The sequence below is a fragment of the Nocardioides panacihumi genome (assembly GCF_039530925.1).
GTDB lineage: Bacteria > Actinomycetota > Actinomycetes > Propionibacteriales > Nocardioidaceae > Nocardioides > Nocardioides panacihumi.
Window position 1 is genome coordinate 327,176 of the sequence record NZ_BAAAPB010000002.1, and the last position, 17,959, is coordinate 345,134.

General features: G+C 71.4%; 18 protein-coding genes. 1 reads left to right on the top strand and 17 read right to left on the bottom strand.

Annotated features, from left to right (window positions below):
* Positions 1 to 57: 57 nt before the first annotated feature.
* On the bottom strand, positions 58 to 597 hold the full coding sequence (locus tag ABD205_RS10705; RefSeq protein WP_344044800.1) for a hypothetical protein: 540 nt from the start codon (positions 595 to 597) through the stop codon (positions 58 to 60).
* Positions 582 to 4,151: a DNA polymerase III subunit alpha gene (gene dnaE / locus ABD205_RS10710; protein WP_344044801.1), complete on the bottom strand. Its 3,570-nt coding sequence runs from the start codon at positions 4,149 to 4,151 to the stop codon at positions 582 to 584. The genes ABD205_RS10705 and dnaE overlap by 16 nt, the downstream gene beginning before the upstream one ends.
* A gap of 154 nt (positions 4,152 to 4,305) precedes the next feature.
* Between dnaE and mmuM the strand changes: the two genes are divergently transcribed.
* On the top strand, positions 4,306 to 5,217 hold the full coding sequence (gene mmuM / locus ABD205_RS10715) for a homocysteine S-methyltransferase (RefSeq protein WP_344044802.1): 912 nt from the start codon (positions 4,306 to 4,308) through the stop codon (positions 5,215 to 5,217).
* Here the strand turns inward: mmuM and ABD205_RS10720 are convergent.
* The 15 genes from ABD205_RS10720 to ftsW form a co-directional block, all read right to left on the bottom strand.
* A complete protein-coding gene (locus ABD205_RS10720; protein ID WP_344044803.1) occupies positions 5,214 to 5,888 on the bottom strand; it encodes an 8-oxoguanine DNA glycosylase OGG fold protein in 675 nt (224 codons plus the stop codon). The genes mmuM and ABD205_RS10720 overlap by 4 nt on opposite strands.
* Positions 5,889 to 5,944: 56 nt before the next feature.
* Entirely contained in the window at positions 5,945 to 6,451 is a 507-nt protein-coding gene (locus ABD205_RS10725) for a GNAT family N-acetyltransferase (RefSeq protein WP_344044804.1), read from the bottom strand.
* Positions 6,429 to 7,361 (bottom strand): RluA family pseudouridine synthase, encoded by a 933-nt coding sequence (locus tag ABD205_RS10730; protein ID WP_344044805.1) that lies wholly within the window; start codon positions 7,359 to 7,361, stop codon positions 6,429 to 6,431. The genes ABD205_RS10725 and ABD205_RS10730 overlap by 23 nt, the downstream gene beginning before the upstream one ends.
* Positions 7,358 to 7,915 carry a signal peptidase II gene (gene lspA / locus ABD205_RS10735; RefSeq protein WP_344044806.1) on the bottom strand — a complete coding sequence of 186 codons (558 nt, stop codon included), beginning with the start codon at positions 7,913 to 7,915 and terminating at the stop codon, positions 7,358 to 7,360. The genes ABD205_RS10730 and lspA overlap by 4 nt, the downstream gene beginning before the upstream one ends.
* Positions 7,888 to 8,520 (bottom strand): TraR/DksA family transcriptional regulator, encoded by a 633-nt coding sequence (locus ABD205_RS10740; protein WP_344044807.1) that lies wholly within the window; start codon positions 8,518 to 8,520, stop codon positions 7,888 to 7,890. Before ABD205_RS10740 ends, lspA begins: the two co-directional genes overlap by 28 nt.
* Positions 8,521 to 8,751: 231 nt before the next feature.
* A complete protein-coding gene (locus ABD205_RS10745; RefSeq protein ID WP_344044808.1) occupies positions 8,752 to 9,504 on the bottom strand; it encodes a DivIVA domain-containing protein in 753 nt (250 codons plus the stop codon).
* A gap of 124 nt (positions 9,505 to 9,628) precedes the next feature.
* Positions 9,629 to 9,919, bottom strand: a complete 291-nt coding sequence (locus tag ABD205_RS10750) for a YggT family protein (RefSeq protein ID WP_344044809.1) — start codon at positions 9,917 to 9,919, stop codon at positions 9,629 to 9,631.
* A 24-nt stretch (positions 9,920 to 9,943) separates the two neighbouring features.
* Complete coding sequence (locus ABD205_RS10755) at positions 9,944 to 10,465, bottom strand: cell division protein SepF (RefSeq protein ID WP_344044810.1); 522 nt, start codon at positions 10,463 to 10,465, stop codon at positions 9,944 to 9,946.
* Between the two features lie 58 nt (positions 10,466 to 10,523).
* Positions 10,524 to 11,222 (bottom strand): YggS family pyridoxal phosphate-dependent enzyme, encoded by a 699-nt coding sequence (locus ABD205_RS10760; protein ID WP_344044811.1) that lies wholly within the window; start codon positions 11,220 to 11,222, stop codon positions 10,524 to 10,526.
* Positions 11,219 to 11,953: a peptidoglycan editing factor PgeF gene (gene pgeF / locus ABD205_RS10765; protein ID WP_344044812.1), complete on the bottom strand. Its 735-nt coding sequence runs from the start codon at positions 11,951 to 11,953 to the stop codon at positions 11,219 to 11,221. The genes ABD205_RS10760 and pgeF overlap by 4 nt, the downstream gene beginning before the upstream one ends.
* Before the next feature lie 13 nt (positions 11,954 to 11,966).
* Entirely contained in the window at positions 11,967 to 13,148 is a 1,182-nt protein-coding gene (gene ftsZ, locus ABD205_RS10770) for a cell division protein FtsZ (protein ID WP_344044813.1), read from the bottom strand.
* A 281-nt stretch (positions 13,149 to 13,429) separates the two neighbouring features.
* A complete protein-coding gene (locus tag ABD205_RS10775) occupies positions 13,430 to 14,191 on the bottom strand; it encodes a cell division protein FtsQ/DivIB (protein WP_344044814.1) in 762 nt (253 codons plus the stop codon).
* Between the two features lie 16 nt (positions 14,192 to 14,207).
* A complete protein-coding gene (gene murC, locus ABD205_RS10780; RefSeq protein WP_344044815.1) occupies positions 14,208 to 15,617 on the bottom strand; it encodes a UDP-N-acetylmuramate--L-alanine ligase in 1,410 nt (469 codons plus the stop codon).
* Complete coding sequence (murG, locus tag ABD205_RS10785; RefSeq protein WP_344044816.1) at positions 15,614 to 16,678, bottom strand: undecaprenyldiphospho-muramoylpentapeptide beta-N-acetylglucosaminyltransferase; 1,065 nt, start codon at positions 16,676 to 16,678, stop codon at positions 15,614 to 15,616. The genes murC and murG overlap by 4 nt, the downstream gene beginning before the upstream one ends.
* Before the next feature lie 12 nt (positions 16,679 to 16,690).
* Positions 16,691 to 17,944: a putative lipid II flippase FtsW gene (gene ftsW, locus ABD205_RS10790; protein ID WP_344044818.1), complete on the bottom strand. Its 1,254-nt coding sequence runs from the start codon at positions 17,942 to 17,944 to the stop codon at positions 16,691 to 16,693.
* Positions 17,945 to 17,959 lie beyond the last annotated feature (15 nt).

The following is a 17,959-nucleotide window of genomic DNA, read 5'->3' on the forward strand; positions in this document are numbered from 1 at the left end:
GTGGAATCCCCCCCGGGTTCGGCCTTGGTGGCCGGAGCCTACCGGCTTCGTCGGCGGTCATTCCTCGATTTCGGACCGATCCGTCCGGCGGCCCGGGACGAGCAGGAAGATCCCGCCGACGACCGCCACGGCGGCCAAGGGCCACGTGACCAGGGCCGCGGCTCCGGGCCTGCTGATCGTCCCCGACAGGCGGGTGCCGTCGGCGGCGTGAGCGGCGGCCAGCTGCGGGTCGGGCGGCGCACCGTGCAGGCCCACGCGCAGCATCAACCAGGTCCCGACCACCGAACCCACCAGCACGGCGGCGAGCGTGACGAGCTCCTGCGCGCGGGAGAGGCTGGCTGCCAGGACGCCGAGCACGACGCCGGCGCCGAGTGCGACGACGACGTACCACCCCGTCGCGGCGAACGAGGCCCGCTCGCCCCCGTCCCACGGGTCGGGGAACCACTGGTGACTGACCACCACACCGTGCGGGATGTCGAGCCGTGAGCGCCACAGCAGTCCGCACAGGACGCCGACGACGGCGAGCACGACGAAGATCCCGGCGCCCCAGGCGACGGATCGGCGCGAGATGCGCACCGCGGTCAGCCGGTCAGACATCCGGGCCCGAGGAGCTGCTTGAGGTCGGCGAAGAGAGCCGGGGTCGGCGTGACCCGCAGGTTGTCCCCGAGACGCATGACACGCGTCGACTCACGGGTGAGCAGCCGCAGCCGGACCTCGGTGACACCGGGGTGGGTGCCGAGGACGTCGCGCAGCTGCGCGACGACGGGCGGTGTGCATCGGGTCGAGGGCATGCTGATGACGACCGGCCCGCTCGGCCCCTCGGACAGGTCGGGGACGGTCACCTCCTGGCCGCGCAGCTGGACCTGCTCGCGCTCCTTGTCGAGCACGCCCTTGACCCGGATGATCGCGTCCTCGATGAGGTACGGCGCCGCCAGCTGGTAGGAGCTCGGGAAGAGCAGCACGTCCACGGCGCCGTCGAGGTCCTCCAGGGTCACCGTGGCCCAAGGGTCGCCCTTCTTGGTGATCTTGCGCTGCACCGAGGTGATCAGGCCCGCGACCGTGACGACCGCGCCGTGCGGCCGCTCCCCGTCGAGGATGAGCTGCCCGACCGTCGCGTCCGTGCCGTTGGAGAGCACGTGCTCGAGGCCGAGGAGCGGGTGGTCGGACACGTAGAGACCGAGCATCTCCCGCTCGTGGCCGAGCAGGGTCATCTTGTCCCACTCGTCGAGGTCGGGGATGGAGACCGAGACGCCGAACGAGCCACCGGCGTCGTCGTCGAGACCGCCGAAGAGCGAGTCCTGGCCGATGGCCTCGTTGCGCTTGATGTCGACGTACTGGTCCACCGCGGTCTCGTGCACGGCGACCAGCGCCCGGCGCCTGTGCTTCATGTCATCGAAGGCACCGGCCTTGACGAGCGACTCGATGACGCGCTTGTTGCAGACCTGCGCCGGCACCTTGCTGAGGAAGTCGTTGAAGTCGGCGTAGCGCCCCTTGTCGCGGCGCCCGGAGACGATCCCGTCGACGACGTTCGCACCGACGTTGCGCACCGCTGTGAGACCGAAGCGGATGTCGGTGCCGACGGCGGTGAAGTCGTGGGCCGACTCGTTGACGTCGGGCGGCAGGACGGCGATCTTCATCCGGCGACACTCGTTGAGGTAGATCGCCATCTTGTCCTTGTCGTTCTTGACCGAGGTCAGGAGCGCGGCCATGTACTCCGTGGGGTAGTTGGCCTTCAGGTACGCGGTCCAGTACGTCACGACGCCGTACGCCGCCGAGTGCGACTTGTTGAACGCGTAGTCGGCGAAGGGGACGAGGATGTCCCAGAGCGTCTTGATCGCGTTCTTGGAGTAGCCGCGCTCGAGCATGCCGCCTTCGAAGCCGGCGTACTGCTTGTCGAGCTCCTCCTTCTTCTTCTTGCCCATCGCGCGGCGCATGTTGTCCGCGGCGCCCAGCGAGAAGCCCGCCAGCACCTGCGCGATCGCCATGACCTGCTCCTGGTAGACGATCAGGCCGTAGGTCTCCCCCAGCACGGGCTCCAGGGCCTCGGCGAGCTCGGGGTGGATCGGCTCGATCGGCTGGCGACCGTTCTTGCGGTGGGCGTACTTGTTGTGCGAGTCGGCGCCCATCGGGCCCGGGCGGTAGAGCGCGGACACGGCGGTGATGTCGGCGAACTGGTCCGGCAGCATCGAGCGGAGCAGGGCCCGCATGCCGCCACCATCGAGCTGGAAGACGCCGAGCGTGTCGCCGCGCCCCATGAGCTCGTAGGTCGCCTTGTCGTCGAACGGCACCTCCTCGAGCACCACGTCCTCGCCGCGGTTGGCCTTGATGTTGACCAGCGCGTCCTCGAGCGTGTGGAGGTTGGACAGACCGAGGAAGTCCATCTTGACCAGGCCGAGCGCCTCGCACATCGGGTACTCGAACTGCGTGATGACCGCGCCATCCTGCTTCGGGTCCATCAGCGGCACGATGTCGAGGAGCGGCTCGCTCGACATGATCACGCCGGCCGCGTGCACGCCGGTCTGCCGGATCTGGCCCTCGAGACCGGTCGCGACCTCGTAGATCCGGCGGACGTCGGGGTCCTGGTCGTAGAGGGCACGGAACTCGCCACCTTCGGCGTACCGCTTGCTCTCGGTGTCGAAGAGCTCCTTCAGCTTGACGCTCTTGCCCATCACGTCGGCCGGCAGCGCCTTGGTGATGCGGTCGCCGATCGCGAACCCGTGGTCGAGGATGCGCGCGGCGTCCTTGATCGCGGCCTTCGCCTTGATCCGACCGAACGTGGCGATCTGGGCGACCCGCTCGGAGCCGTACTTCTCCGTGACGTACTGGATCACCTCGCCGCGGCGGTGGTCGTCGAAGTCGATGTCGAAGTCGGGCATCGAGGGGCGCTCGGGGTTGAGGAAGCGCTCGAAGAAGAGTCCGTGCTCCAGGGGGCACAGGTCGGTGATCTTCAGCGCGTACGCCGCGATCGAGCCCGCACCGGAGCCACGGCCAGGGCCGACGCGGATGCCGTTGTTCTTGGACCACTGGATGAAGTCGGCGACCACGAGGTAGTAACCGCAGTAGCCCTTCTGCGAGATGATCGCGAGCTCCATCTCGACGCGGTCCTTGACCTCCTGGGTGAGTGCCTCACCCGGGTAGCGCATCTCGATGCCGCGCCAGACCTCCTTGTGGAACCACGACTCCTCGGTCTCGCCCGCCGGGATGTCGGCGCGCGCCATGTAGCCGCCCGTCGACTCGCTGAACTCCACCGAGCAGCGCTCGGCGATCAGCAGCGTGTTGTCGCAGGCCTCCATGAGGTCCTGGGAGCCCCAGAGCTCGCGCATCTCGGCGGCGGACTTGATGTAGTAGCCGGTGCCCTCGAACGCGAACCGCTTGCCGCCCTGGGAGTAGCTCGGCTCGGAGAGCCGGCTGCCCGAGTTGACGCAGAGCAGCGCCTCCTGGGCGGAGGCGTCCTCCGGGTTGTTGTAGTGGCTGTCGTTGGTGGCCAGCGGCGGGATGCCCAGCTCCTTGCCGAGCCGCAGCAGGTCGTCGCGCACGCGCTTCTCGATGCTGATGCCGTGGTCCATCAGCTCCAGGAAGACGCTGTCCCGGCCGAAGATGTCCTGCATCTCGCCGGCCTCCCGGACGGCCTCGTCCCACTGCCCCAGTCGCAGCCGGGTCTGGATCGCGCCGCTCGGGCATCCGGTGCTGACGATGAGGCCCTTGCTGTAGGTCTCGAGCAGCTCCCGGTCCATCCGCGGCTTGTAGAAGTAGCCCTCGCGACTGGCCCGGCTGGAGAGCCGGAACAGGTTGTGCATGCCCTCGGTGGACTCCGCCCACATCGTCATGTGGGTGTAGGCGCCACCACCCGAGACGTCGTCGCCGCCCTCCTCGGACTGGTCGCCCTTGCCCCAGCGGATCCGCTTGCGCTCGCCGCGCGGCGTGCCCGGGGTGATGTAGGCCTCGACGCCGATGATCGGTTGGACGCCGTGCCGCTTCGCCTTGGAGTAGAAGTCGTAGGCGCCGTGCATGTTGCCGTGATCCGTCATCGCGATCGCCGGCATCTCCAGCTCCGACACCCGCTGGAACAACCCGTCCAGGAGCGACGCACCGTCGAGCATCGAGTACTCGGTGTGGACGTGCAGGTGGACGAAGGAGTCCTGCGAGGTCACGGTGGAGGGCCCTCCTCAGGGGGTCGCGCAAGGGTTGTACGGCGGCTCGCGCCGACGGCCTCGGGGAAGGGCCTCAGCCTACGGGACGCGATGCGCCGATCATCGCCGACGCCACCGACATTCTCCGATTCGGGCCACCCGTACGCTCGACCTCGTGCCCGTCCCGCCGCTCGACCACCCGCTCGTCCTCGACGGCGGCCTCTCCAACGCGTTGGAGGACGGGGGGCACGACCTCGTCGCCCCGCTCTGGACGGCGCGGCTGCTGCGCGACGAGCCGGCTGCGATCGCCGCGGTGCACCGGTCCTACTTCGCCGCCGGCGCCCGTGTCGCGACCACGGCCAGCTACCAGGCGACGCTGCCCGGGCTGGTCGGCGCCGGTCTCTCCCCGCGCGAGGCCGGCGGGCTGATCAGGCTCAGCGTGCGGCTCGCGCGCGACGTCGTCGCGGAGCTGGCCGGGGACGGCGTGGAGCGCTACGTCGCGGCCTCCGTCGGCCCGTACGGCGCCTACCTGGCCGACGGCTCGGAGTATCGCGGCCGCTACGGGCTCGACCGCACCGCCCTGCGTGACTTCCACGCGCCGCGGTTCGAGCTGCTCGCAGCCGAGGGGCCCGACCTGATCGCGATCGAGACGATCCCGGACGTCGACGAGGCCGAGGTGCTGGTCGAGCTGCTCGATGAGATCGGCCTGCCCGGATGGGTGAGCCTGAGCGTCGACAGCGGACGCACGCGCGCCGGGCAGCCGCTGGAGGACGCGTTCGCCGTCGCGGCCTCGGGCCGGGCCGTCATCGCCGTCGGCGTCAACTGCTGCGAGCCGGGCGACGTGCTGCCGGCCGTGCGGCAGGCGGCTCGGACCGGGCTGCCCGTCGTCTGCTACCCCAACAGCGGAGAGGGCTGGCAGGCGGCGACCGCGCCCGGTGCGGCGGGGCACTGGACCGGCCGGCCGACGTACGACGTGTCGGCCGCGGTGGACTGGGTGGCCGCCGGCGCACGGCTGGTCGGCGGCTGCTGCCGGGTCGGGCAGGACCAGATCGCCGCCGTGGCGACGGCCCTGCGCCCGACGGCCTAGCGAGCGAACTTCGCGGCCAGTGCCGCCTCCACGGACACCGGCGCGACGCCGACCTCGTCCGCGATGCGGTGCAAGAGCGCCAGGTAGAAGGCGTACTCGGCGGTGCCCCAGTCCGCGGCCTCCAGGTCGATGCCCGGCACGATCCCGTTGACCGCGCCCGCCAGCGTGGGGTCGAGCCCGAGGGCGCGGCCCGGCTCGCGTCCGTCGACGACCTCGAGGAACCGGGTGAAGAGCGCCGGACCCCAGCCGTGCAGGTGCCCGTCGTTGTTGAGCAGGTAGTAGGCCTCGATCGGGCCGTGATCGTCCAGGGTCGCGACAGCGGCGGCGAGGCGCGGCTCGAGGTCGGGCAGCTCGAGCATGCGGCGCGTGCGCCACGCGCCGTACCCGGACTCGGCCAGGCCCCAGGCGTTGACACAGACCAGCAGCGGCGCCCAGCGCCCGGTCGCCCGGCACTCCGTGGCGACGGCGAGCAGGTCCGAGCGACCGATCCGCAGCTCGTGCCGCACGCGCTCGGGCAGCAGCGGTTCGGTGAGCCAGGACGGGTGGAGTGCGACCGCCCGCTCAGGGTCGGCCGTCCACGTCACCGCGTCGAGCGCGCCGCCTCCGATGTCGGTCGACGCGGCCAGCGCCTGGGCAGCCCGTACGTCGGCCTGGACCTCGTCGTCGATCAACCGCCGGCCTCCCCTCCCCCGGCCGCGACGCTACTCGCGACGGACCGGGGCCGCCATCACCCGATGGTCCCGTCCGGCGGCCCGGGCCAGTCCATCCGGATGTCCGGAGCATGCTCCTCGTTGCCCGAGCCGTCGGTGTGCTCGGTCTCGACGAAGCCGTGGCGCCGGTAGAGCTCGCGCCCGGGGGTGTTGGACTCGAACACCCACAGCCCCAGCCCGCTCGGCCGCAGACTCTGGGCCAGCTCGAGGAGCGCGGTCCCGATCCCCTGGCCCTGGGCGCTCGGATGGACGTAGAGCCCGTCGAGCCAGGTCTCGGTGAGCATGGCGAAGGCGGCGATCTCCCCGTCCTGCTCGGCGACCCAGCACTCGTGCTCGGCGTCGACGATGAGGGCGCTGAAGTATGCGACGTCCTCCTCGGCGGTGTGGAGGGCGGGCGGCATCAACGGGACGGCGGCGATGCGGGTCGCCGTGTAGAGCGCGCCGATCGCGGGGCCGTCCTCCGCCAGCGCGGGTCGGAGCAGCACTGCCGGGCCGGAGGGGTCAGTGGGCGTCGCGGATGACATCGAGCGCGTGCTGCAGGTCGTCGGGGTACGGCGACGAGTACTCGACGTACTCGCCGGTGCCGGGGTGCTCGAAGCCGAGCCGTACGGCGTGGAGCCACTGCCGTTCGAGCCCGACCCGCTTGGCCAGGACCGGGTCCGCGCCGTAGGTGAGGTCGCCGACACAGGGGTGCTTGAGCGCGCTCATGTGGACGCGGATCTGGTGGGTGCGACCGGTCTCGAGGTGGATCTCGAGGAGGCTGGCGAAGCGGTGCGCCTCGAGCGTCGCGTAGTGCGTGATGCTGTGCCGGCCGTCGGCCATGACAGCCATCTTGTAGTCGTGCTTCGGGTGGCGCCCGATCGGTGCGTCGACGGTGCCCTCGAGCGGGTCGGGGTGGCCCTGCACGAGCGCGTGGTAGACCTTCGTGGGCGTGCGGTTGCGGAAGGCGTTCTTGAGCACGGAGTAGGCCTGCTCCGACTTCGCGATGACCATCAGCCCTGAGGTGCCCACGTCGAGGCGCTGGACGATCCCCTCGCGCTCCTTGGCGCCGCTGGTGGAGATGCGGAACCCGGCCGCCTTGAGGTGCCCGACCACCGTCTGCCCGGTCCAGCCGGGGCTCGGGTGCACGGCGACGCCGACGGGCTTGTCGATGACGACGATCGACTCGTCGTCGTGGACGATCTTGATGCCCTCGACGATCTCAGGCACGACCTCGAGCGGGTCTGAGAGCGACGGGATCGTCACCTCGAGCACGGCCCCGGGAAGCACGCGCTCGCTCTTGCTCACCGCTGCGCCGTCGAGCTGGACCTGTCCGTCGGCGACGAGCTCGGCGGCACGTGTGCGGGAGACGCCGAACATCCGGGCGATGGCAGCGTCGACCCGCTCGCCGGCGAGACCGTCGGGGACGTTGAGGACACGATGCTCGGCGTTCACGACCGTTCCTCGCGACGGCCGTCGAGCCGTACGCCGCGATAGGCCTGCACGACGATGAGCGCCGCGGCCAGCGTGATGCAGACGTCGGCCACGTTGAACACCGGCCAGTGCGGCAGCATCAGGAAGTCGATGACCTGCCCGCGCAGGACCCCCGGCGCACGCAGCAGCCGGTCGGTCAGGTTGCCGGTGATGCCGGCGAGCAGGAGGCCGAGAGCGACGGACCAGAGCACGGTCCGCGCCCGGAGCGCGATGACTACGACGACCACTGTCGCCACGGCCGCGAGGCACGAGAGCACCACGGTGAACTGCGTGCCGGTGCTGAAGGCCGCCCCCGCGTTGCGGGTCAGGTGCAGCTGCAGCAGCGTGCCGACGACCGGGACGTCCGACCTGTCGCTCAGCCTGTCGGCCGCGAGCACCTTGGTCACCTGGTCGACGCCGAGGCCCACCAGCCAGGCCAGCGCTACGAGCGCGCGGTAGCGCGTCGGGCGGGGACGGGTCTGGGCGGGCTGGGGGTCTGATACGTCGCTCAGCGACGCTCCTCGCGCTGCTTGCATGTCACGCACAGTGTGGCACGCGGGAACGCCATCAGCCTCATCTTGCCGATCGGCTGACCGCACGACTCGCAGATGCCGTACGTGCCCTCGCTGATGGCGATCAGCGCCCGCTCGATCTGGGCGAGCTTGTCGCGCTCGGAGTTGAGGACGGTGAGCTCGTGGTCGCGCTCGAAGCTCGTGGCGCCCATGTCGGCCTGGTCCTGCCCGGCGCCGTCACCCGGGTCCTTCATCAGCCCGGAGAGCTCCGCCTCCTGCACCGCGAGGATCTGCAGCGAGTGCACCCGCTGCTCGCGGAGCTCGTCGAGCACCTCGTCGAGCTCGGCCTGGGTCCAGGCCTCCTCGCCCTCCCGTACGGCGAGCGCCGAGGCGGTCGCCTTCGTGGCCGTCGCTGCCGCCGCTGCTGCTGCCTTCTTCGTCGCCACGCTGGTCCCCTCCTGGGCGGTGATGCTGGTCGCCGGCTGCGTTGCCGTGTTGTTCGCGGGAGCAGTCTGCCCGGTCCCGCCCGGGGTCGACGACGCGGGGGCCGTCTTCGAGACAGCCGTCACTGCCGGTGCCTTCAGGGCCGTCGGGATGGGCGGCGCCTTCTTGGCGGTCGAACCAACCATCGTGACGTGCCTCCTTCGCGGTGGTGAGGCGGACGGGCCCCGATGGCGATCCGCACCACAGCGTGCGGGGAGAGTAGCCGCTGGCCGGGGACCACTCAACCAACCACGCCCAACAAGGCGACGGAAGCTGACCTCGACAGCACAGCAGGCCCCGCGGAGTCCGCGGGGCCTGCTGATGGTGCCGGTGTCGGTGGGGGCGGCTGCGCCCGCTCACGGTGCAGGGAGGAGGGCTCAGCCCTCTTCCTCGCCCAGGATGGAACGGAGTCGCTTCGGAGCGGCCGGCGTCTCCTCGGCGCCACCGCCCTCGCCGCCCATCGAGTTCAGCGACTCGAGCTGCTGGGTGAAGTAGTTCTTCAGGCGCGACCGGTACTCACGCTCGAAGGAGTGCAGCTTCTCCACCTCGGCGGTGAGCTTGTCCTTCTCGCGCTCCAGGTCGCCGAAGAGCTGCTGGCGCCGCTCAGCGGTCTCGGAGTCGAGCATCTGCGCGCGGGTGCGGGCGTCCGACTCCATCCGGTCGGACTTCGCCTTCGCCTCGCCCTCGAGGCGCTCGGCCTTCGTGCGAGCCTCGCCGATGATCTTGTCGGCCTCGTTCTTCGCGCCGTCGACGAGCTCGTCGGCGTTGCGCGTGGCGATCTCCAGCAGGCGGGCGGCGGCGTTGGACGCCTCCGGCACCGTCTCGACGCGGATCGTCTGCACGCCGGTGGCAGCGGCAGCCGCGACAACAGGCGCCGGGGCGGGAGCCGGCTCGGGCTCGGGCTCCGGGACGCGCTCCTTGACCGGCTCGGGCGCGGGAGGCGTGTAGGACTGCCCCGCACCCTGCGCCGTGGACAGCTTCGCCCGGAGGTCGTCGTTCTCCTTGGTGAGGCGAGCAAGCTCCGCCTCCACCTCGTCGAGGAACTGATCCACCTCGCCCATGTCGTACCCCTCGCGGAGCCGGACGGGAGTGAATCGCTTGTTGCTCACGTCCTCCGGAGTCAGCGGCATGACCTCACCCTTATCGTTGCTCGGTTGTTCGGAAGTCAGTGTGTTGCATGTTGCAGCCGTGGTGCTCTGTGGAACTCTAGCGCCTCCCCCACGGGGCCGCGCCGGGCGCTCTCACGTTGCCGCCCTAGGCGGCCAGCGACCCCGCGACCCTGAGCAGGAGCCAGGTCGCGAAGAAGACGACGATGAAGCCGAGGTCGAGCGCGATCGAACCGAGCCGGAGCGGGGGGATCACGCGTCGCACCGCCTTGATCGGCGGGTCGGTCACGCTGTAGACGACCTCCAGCACGACCAGGAGGACGCCCCTCGGCTGCCACGACCGGGCGAAGACCTGCACCCAGTCGACGACGAAGCGCACCCACAGCAGGGCCCAGAACACCCAGAGCAGGATGTAGACGACCTGCCAGAAGATCTGCATGGTGGAGAACTCTAGAGAACCGACCTAGGACTGGTTGAAGAACCCACCCTGGGCGATCCGGGCCTTGGCCTCGGCGGCGACCGAGACGTTGTGCGGCGAGAGCAGGAACACCTTGGCGGTGACACGCTCGATGTCGCCGTGGGTCGCGAAGATCAGCCCGGCGGCGAAGTCGACGAGGCGCTTGGCGTCGGCGTCCTCCATCTCGGACAGGTTCATGATCACGGGCGTGCCGTCGCGGTAGTGCTCGCCCACGGCCCGCGCGTCGTTGTACGTCGTCGGCTGGACCGTGACGATGCGCGACAGCTCTGCCACGTCGGGCGCGTCGGGCACGACCTGTGGCCGACGTCGCTCGGAGAGATCCGCGACCTTCGCGGGGGCCGCCGACTTGGCCTCGCGGGTCCGGGGAGCCCGGGTGTTCACGGCCGGCGACTCCCGGGTGTAGTCGGCCTCGTCGTAGGCCCCGTACTCGCCGGTGTAGTCGTCGTATCGACCGGTGTCCTCGAGCAGGCCGAGGTACTCACCGATCCTGCGCATCGCGCCGCTCATGGCACTTGCCTCTCTTTCGGACTCCGGCCGTCGCCGTCGTCGGGATCCGTCTCGAACATTAAGGGACCGCGGGCCTCGAACCGAGGACCGCGGAGCCGACACGCACGTGTGTCGCGCCGGCGGCGACGGCCTGCTCGAGGTCGCCGCTCATCCCCGCCGACAACACCGTCGCGTCGGGGTGGTCTGTGAGGAAGCCGGCGCGGATGCGCGCCAGCCTGTCGAACGCCGCTGCGGGGTCCTCACCGAGCGGCGCCACGGCCATCAGGCCGCGCAGGGCCAGGCCCTCGGTCTGCACCGTCGCCGCCGCCAGCGAGGCCAGGTCGTCGGGGGCCACGCCCGCACGGGCGCCGTGCTCCGGGGGGTCCAGGCTGACCTGGAGCAGCACGTCGACGGTGCGGCCACGCTCATGGGCGCCGCGGGACAGCGGGGCGAGGAGCTTGGGCCGGTCGACGGACTCGACGACGTCGGCGTACGCCGCCACGGCGGCCGCCTTGTTGCTCTGCAGGCCGCCGATGAAGTGCCACCGCAACCGCAGGTCGGCGCACTCGGCGGCTTTGGCCTCGGCCTCCTGGTGACGGTTCTCGCCGACGTCGGCGACCCCGAGGTCGGCCAGCAGCCGCACGTCGGAGGCGGGGAAGAACTTGGTGACGACGACCAGGCCGACCTCGGCGTCGCCACGACCGGCGGCGGTCGCCGCCGAGGCGATCCGCGCGCGGACGCGGGCCAGGTTGTCGGACAGCTCCTCGGCGCGCGTCATGCCGCGGACCTCCGCAGCCGGATGAGGCCGGCCTGGCGGCCAGCGCCGGAGCCGTCGCGCCGGTAGGAGTAGAGGTCGTGGTGCTCCCGGGTGCATCCGCCGACGACCTCCACGCGGACACCGGCACGCTCGAGCTGCGCGCGCACACCCGCCGCGACGTCGAGTGCGGGGGTGCCCCAGCTGGTGGTGGCCGCACTGGCAGGCTCGACCGAGGACACCTCGTCGCGCAGCGCCGCGGGCACCTCGTAGCAGCGCCCACAGATCGACGGCCCGATCCAGGCGGTCAAGTGCTCAGCGCCGAGGTCCCGCATCCGGTCGACGGTCGCCGGGACGACGCCCAGCGCCATCCCCTGCCGCCCTGCGTGGGCCGCGCCGATCACGCCGGCCTCCACGTCCGCGAGCAGGACGGGGACGCAGTCCGCCGCGCGGACCATCAGCACGACGTCGTACGACGTGGTCACGATGCCGTCCGCGTGCGGACGGCCCCATGCATCGACGTCGCCCGGCTCCGCGACGACGACGTCGCGGCCGTGCACCTGATAGAGGTCGGCGAGCCGGGCGCCGGGCGCGAAGTCGGTCAGCAGCAGGCGGTGGTTCTCCGCCTTGGCGCGTTCGTCGTCGTCGCCGGCGACGGACAGGTTGAGCTCGTCGAAGGGCGCGGCACTGACCCCGCCGAACCGGTCCGTGAAGGCCAGGTCGACGGGGTCGAGGGTGCTGCGGAAGTGGTACACCGAGGCGCGTTGCTTACTTCAGGAAGTCGGGGACGTCGAGCTCGTCGTCGGCGAACGACACGGGCTCGGGAGCGGCCGGCCGCGGGGCGGGCGGCGGCGCGGTCGGGCCGCTCGACGGGTTGAAGACGACCGCGTCCTGGCGCGAGCCGACGGCCGCGGCCACCGCGGACCGGGTCTCCTCCTGCGACTGCGGCGTCTGCTGCTGCGGCGTACGTCGCATGAGGTTGCTCTCGTCACGCCGCTTCGGCGCACCGCCGTCGAAGCCCGCCGCGATGACGGTCACGCGGACCTCGTCACCGAGCGCGTCGTCGATGGTGGCGCCGAAGATGATGTTGGCCTCGGGGTGGACCGCCTCAGCGACCAGCGCGGCCGCCTCGTTGATCTCGAAGAGGCCGAGGTCGGAACCGCCGGCGATGGAGAGCAGCACACCGTGTGCGCCGTCGATGCTCGCCTCGAGCAGCGGGCTCGACACGGCAGTCTGCGCGGCCTGCACGGTGCGGTCGTCGCCCCGGGCCGAGCCGATGCCCATGATCGCGGAGCCGGCGTTGGACATCACCGACTTGACGTCGGCGAAGTCGAGGTTGATCAGCCCCGGGGTGGTGATCAGGTCGGTGATGCCCGCAACACCCTGCAGCAGCACCTGGTCGGCCTGGCGGAAGGCGTCCATGACGCTCACGCTGCGGTCGGAGATGGAGAGCAGCCGGTCGTTCGGGATGACGATGAGGGTGTCGACCTCCTCGCGCAGGGCGGCGATGCCGTCCTCGGCCGACTTGGCGCGACGCTTGCCCTCGAACGCGAAGGGCCGGGTCACGACGCCGATGGTCAGGGCGCCGAGGCTGCGGGCCATCTTCGCGACGACCGGCGCGCCACCGGTGCCGGTGCCGCCGCCCTCCCCCGCGGTGACGAAGACCATGTCGGCCCCCTTGAGGACCTCCTCGATCTCCTCCGCGTGGTCCTCGGCGGCCTGCTTGCCGACATCCGGGTTCGCGCCGGCGCCGAGGCCCCGGGTGAGCTCACGCCCGATGTCGAGCTTCACGTCGGCGTCGCTCATGAGCAGCGCCTGCGCGTCGGTGTTGATGGCGATGAACTCGACCCCCTTGAGGCCGACCTCGATCATCCGGTTGATGGCGTTGACACCGCCTCCGCCGATTCCGACGACCTTGATGATCGCCAGGTAGTTCTGTGCAGCTCCCACGGTGCTCGCCCCTCGTGTGTCTTCCGCTGATGTGGTCTGTCCGTGCCGGTCAACCCTGACCCTCAGGCTGAGGGTTATAGTTATGTCAACCTCGTCGTGATGAAGACAGTAGGCAGCGAGGTGCCCGGATCGGTGGCGACACGCGGACGACTCCTCGAATGGACGCCGCATCGTCCGTCACATCCGTCACGGCACCGAGGGAAGTGCGGAACTTCCGGGGTGTCATGAAGGCCCGGGAGTTCCGGAGTCCCCGGTTAACCGGGGACTCCGCCCCGCTCTCCTCAGCCGGCGGTCGTGGGCTGACCGGGGACGGAGACGTCGTACGTCTTCGCGTCGTGCTGGAGCAGGGCCTGGAGCACCTCGGCCTTCTGCGCCGACTCGGTCGCACTCCCCCACACGACGGTGCGGCCGTCGCTGAGGGCGAGGGTGATCTGGTCGACCGTCCGGACCTCGACGTGGTCGATGATCTTGGTGAGGTCGAGCGGCAGGGCCGCCACGACCTTCGCGGCCTCGCGCAGCGCTTCAGCACTGGTCCCGAGCGGCGTGGTGACCTTCGGCAGGCCGGCCGGCGCCGACCTGTAGTCGAGGAACACGACACCGTCCTTGTCGAGCCCGCGCAGACGGCCGCCGAAGTCGATGACGGCGATCGGGGTGCGCTCGGTGATGTCGATGAGCACCTGGTCGGGCCACTTGCGCGACACCTCCACCCGCTCGACCGGTGCGAGCGCCGCGATCCGGGCACGGACCGATCGCAGGTCGACGGAGACGAGCGGCTTGCCGAGCTCGACGCCGGCGGCGCGGCGCACCTGGGCGGGCCGGAGCGTCGACGTGCCGTCGACCTCGACCGACCGCACCGACAGCAACGTGGAGAACCAGACCGCCCACACGACGCCGCCCACGAGGGCCACCACGACGAGCGCGGCCAGGACGCGCCGCCAGGCGAGCCAGCGGCGACGCCACTGACGGCGCGCGAAGCGGCGACGGGTACGTCGGGCGGCCCGGTCGTCGGCCGCCACCGCGGGGAGGCTGTCGGCCGTGCTCACGGTCTCGGCGGATCGCCTAGGCACGGAGCAGCTCCAGCACCTTGGGCCCGACCTCGGTGATGCTGCCCGCGCCGAGGGTGACCACCAGGTCGCCCGGCCGCGCACGGCGGACGAGCTCGGCGGCCGCCTCGTCGAGGCCCTCGACGGTGGTCACTCGCTCGGGCGGCAGCGGCACGTGCTCGGCGACGAGGGCAGAGGTGACCTCGGGATCGGGGTCCTCGCGCGCGAGGTAGACGTCGAGCACGACCACCTCGTCGGCCGCGCCGAGGGCGCGGCCCATGTCCGGGCCGAAGATCCGGGTGCGGGACACGAGGTGCGGCTGGAACGCGACCACGACCCGCCGGTCCCCCGCGACCGCACGGGCGGCCTCGAGATCGCCCGCGATCTCGGCCGGATGGTGGGCGTAGGAGTCGTAGACCTCGACCCCGCCGGCCTCGCCCTTGCGCTCCATCCGACGGCGGGTGCCGCCGAAGCCCTCGACACCGCGCTTGAGCGCCTCGAAGTCGTGGCCGAGCCGCAGGCCGAGCGTGATCGCGGCCAGGGCGTCGAGCACGTAGTGGCGCCCGGGGATCAGCAGCGTCACGCGGCCGAGCTCGCGGCCCCGGTCGACGACGGTGAAGGACGACGTCGTCCCCTCGAGGAGGACGTCGACGGCGCGTACGTCGGCCAGGTCGGTCGTGCCGACCCCGACGAACGTGCGCCGCAGGCTGGCGGCGACCGCGCGCAGCGCAGCTGCCCCCGGGTCGTCGACACAGGCCACGAGGAGGCCCGCGGGGTCGATGCGCTCGACGAACTCGTTGAACGCCTCGCGGTAGGCCGCCTCACTCCCCCACGAGTCGAGGTGGTCGGCCTCGACGTTGGTGACGATGGCCGCGAATGGCCGGTACACGAGGAAGGCGCCGTCGCTCTCGTCCGCCTCTGCCACGAACAGGTCGCTGGCGCCGAGCTCCGCGTTGGTGCCCGACTGCGCCAGGTCCCCGCCGATCGCGTACGTCGGCTCCGCGCCCGCCTCGCGCAGCGCGACGGTCAGCAGGGAGGTCGTCGTGGTCTTGCCGTGCGTGCCGGCGACAGCCAGGACCTTGCGCCCGACCATCAGCGAGGCGAGTCCCGCCGACCGGGGCAGCAGCCGCAGACCTCGCCGCTGCGCCTCCACGACCTCCGGGTTGTCCTCCCGCACGGCGGTGGACACGACGACGGTGTCGGCGTCCTGGACGTGCTCGGCGGCGTGCCCGACGTGGACCGTCGCACCCAGCTCGCGGAGCCTGTCGAGCGTCGCCGACGCGACGCCGTCGCTGCCGGAGACGGTGAGGCCGCGCGCCAGCATGATCCGGGCGATCGCCGAGAGGCCCGCGCCGCCGATCCCGACGAAGTGGACCCGGCCGAGCCGGTCCGCCGGCAGGATCGCCTCGGGGACGGGGACTCTCACGGCGCCGCCACCTCGAGGACGATGCGGGCGAGCAGCTCGTCGGCGTCACGCGGGACGAGGGCCGAGGCCTTGGCACCCATCTCGGCCAGTCGAGCGCCGTCGTGGACCAGCTCCGGGACGGTGGAGGTGAGCCATTGCTCGGTGAACGCTGCGTCGGAGACGAGCAGGGCTCCCCCGGCGTCGACGACCGGCCGCGCGTTGCGCTCCTGCTCCCCGTTGCCGTGCGGCAGCGGCACGAAGACCGCCGGCACACCCACCGCGGCCGCCTCGACGACCGACGATGCGCCGGCCCGGCAGACCATCAGGTCGGCCGCCGCCAGCGCGTAGTCCATGCGGTCGACGTACCCGAGCGGCACGTAGCCGGGGACGGCCACGGGCAGGTCGTTCTTCGGACCGACGACGTGGAGCACCTGCACTCCCGCCGCGACGAGTGCGGGGGCGGCGGCCGTGACGGCCTCGTTGAGGCGGCGCGCGCCCTGGGACCCGCCGGTCACCACGAGGGTCGGGCGGTCGTCGAGGCCGAAGAACGCCCGGGCCTCGTCGCGGACGGCCGAGCGGTCCAGGGTCGAGATCATCCGGCGGATCGGGAGGCCGACGTACTCGGCGTGCCGGAGCGGGGTGTCGGGGAAGCTCACCGCGACGCGACGGGCGACGCGGGCGCCGACCTTGTTGCCGTATCCCGGCACCGCGTTCTGCTCGTGGACGACCACGGGGATCCTGCGTCGGCGGGCCGCGAGGTAGGCAGGCACCGAGACGTAGCCGCCGTAGCCCACGACGACATCCGGCCGGACCTTGTCGAGCACCGCATTGGTCGCCTTGACCGCCGCCCGCAGCCGCGCCGGGACGCGGAACAGGTCGGGGTTGAGCGTGCGGGGCAACGGCACCGGCGGGATCAGCTCGAGCGGGTAGCCGGCCTCGGGCACGACCCGGACCTCCAGGCCGCGCGGCGTGCCGAGGCAGGTGACCTCGACGTTCGGATCGAGCCGACGAAGCGCATCGGCGGTGGCGAGCAGGGGCGAGGTGTGGCCGGCTGTACCGCCGCCGGCGAGGAGAACACGCATGGCGCAGAGAGCCTATCGAGTCGCTGAGAGCCCGGCGGACCGCGCCTTGCGGCGGGCCGCCAGTGCGCGGGCCGCCTCGGGCTCGCGACGGGCGAAGCCGATCACGAGGCCGAGCGCCGCCAGCGTCGGAAGCAGCGCCGAGCCGCCGTACGAGACGACGGGGAGCGGGATGCCGATGACGGGGAGCAGCGCGAGCACCATGCCGACGTTGATGATCATCTGGCCGATCAGCCAGACCACGATGCCGAAGGTCACGTAGCGGACGAACGGGTCGGTCGTCTTGCGGGCGACGCGCAGCGCGGCGTACGCGATGGTCAGGAAGAGGCCGATCACCAGCAGCGTCCCGACCAGGCCGAGCTCCTCGCCGAGCACGGCGAAGATGAAGTCGGTGTGCGCCTCGGGCAGGTTGCCCCACTTCTCGGTCGAGGCACCGATGCCCTCGCCGAAGAAGCCCCCGCTGGAGAGGGCGTAGAGGCCGTGGCCGGCCTGCCACCCGGCCCCCTGGAAGTCCTTGAACGGGTCGAAGAAGCTGGTCAGCCGCGACACGCGCTCCTTGTCGATGCTGGCCAGGCCGAAGGCCGCCACCGTCACGACGGTGAAGGCGAGGCCGAACAGCTTCGCGGGCGCGCCGGCGACCCAGAGCAGGCCGAGCATGATCGCGAAGAAGACCAGCGCGGTGCCGAGGTCGCGGCCGAGGATGACGAGCCCGGTCGCGAGCAGCATGCCGGGCACCACGGGCACGAGCAGCTCGTGCAGGCTGCCGAGGCGGCGCTCCTTGTTGGCGTAGACGTTGGCCGCCCACAGGATCAGCGAGAGCTTGGCGATCTCGGAGGGCTGGATGCGCAGCGGGCCGAACGCGAGCCAGTTCTGGTTGCCGGCCACGGAGACGCCCATGAACGCGACGAGGAGCAGGAGCCCGAGCGAGACGAGGTACGCAGCCCAGGTGAACCGGCGGATCCAGCGCGTCGACATCCACGTCGCGACCCAGGCGAACGGGAGGCCGATGACGACCCACATGACCTGCTTCTTCACGACCGCGTAGGAGTCGCCGTAGACCTTGAGCGAGTAGACGCTCGACGCGCTCAGCACCATGATCAGGCCGATCGTGAGCAGCAGCGCGGAGGCGCCGAGGAGCAGGTAGTACGACGTGAGCGGCCGGTCGAGCGCCTCGCGCACCGCCCTGAGCCAGGGCGTCCGCTGCAGTGCGCCGCGGATGCGGCCGACAGCCGACGCTGTGGCGGTGTCCTCGGGGTTGGCCGTCGTCATCCCCTGGGTCCCCCT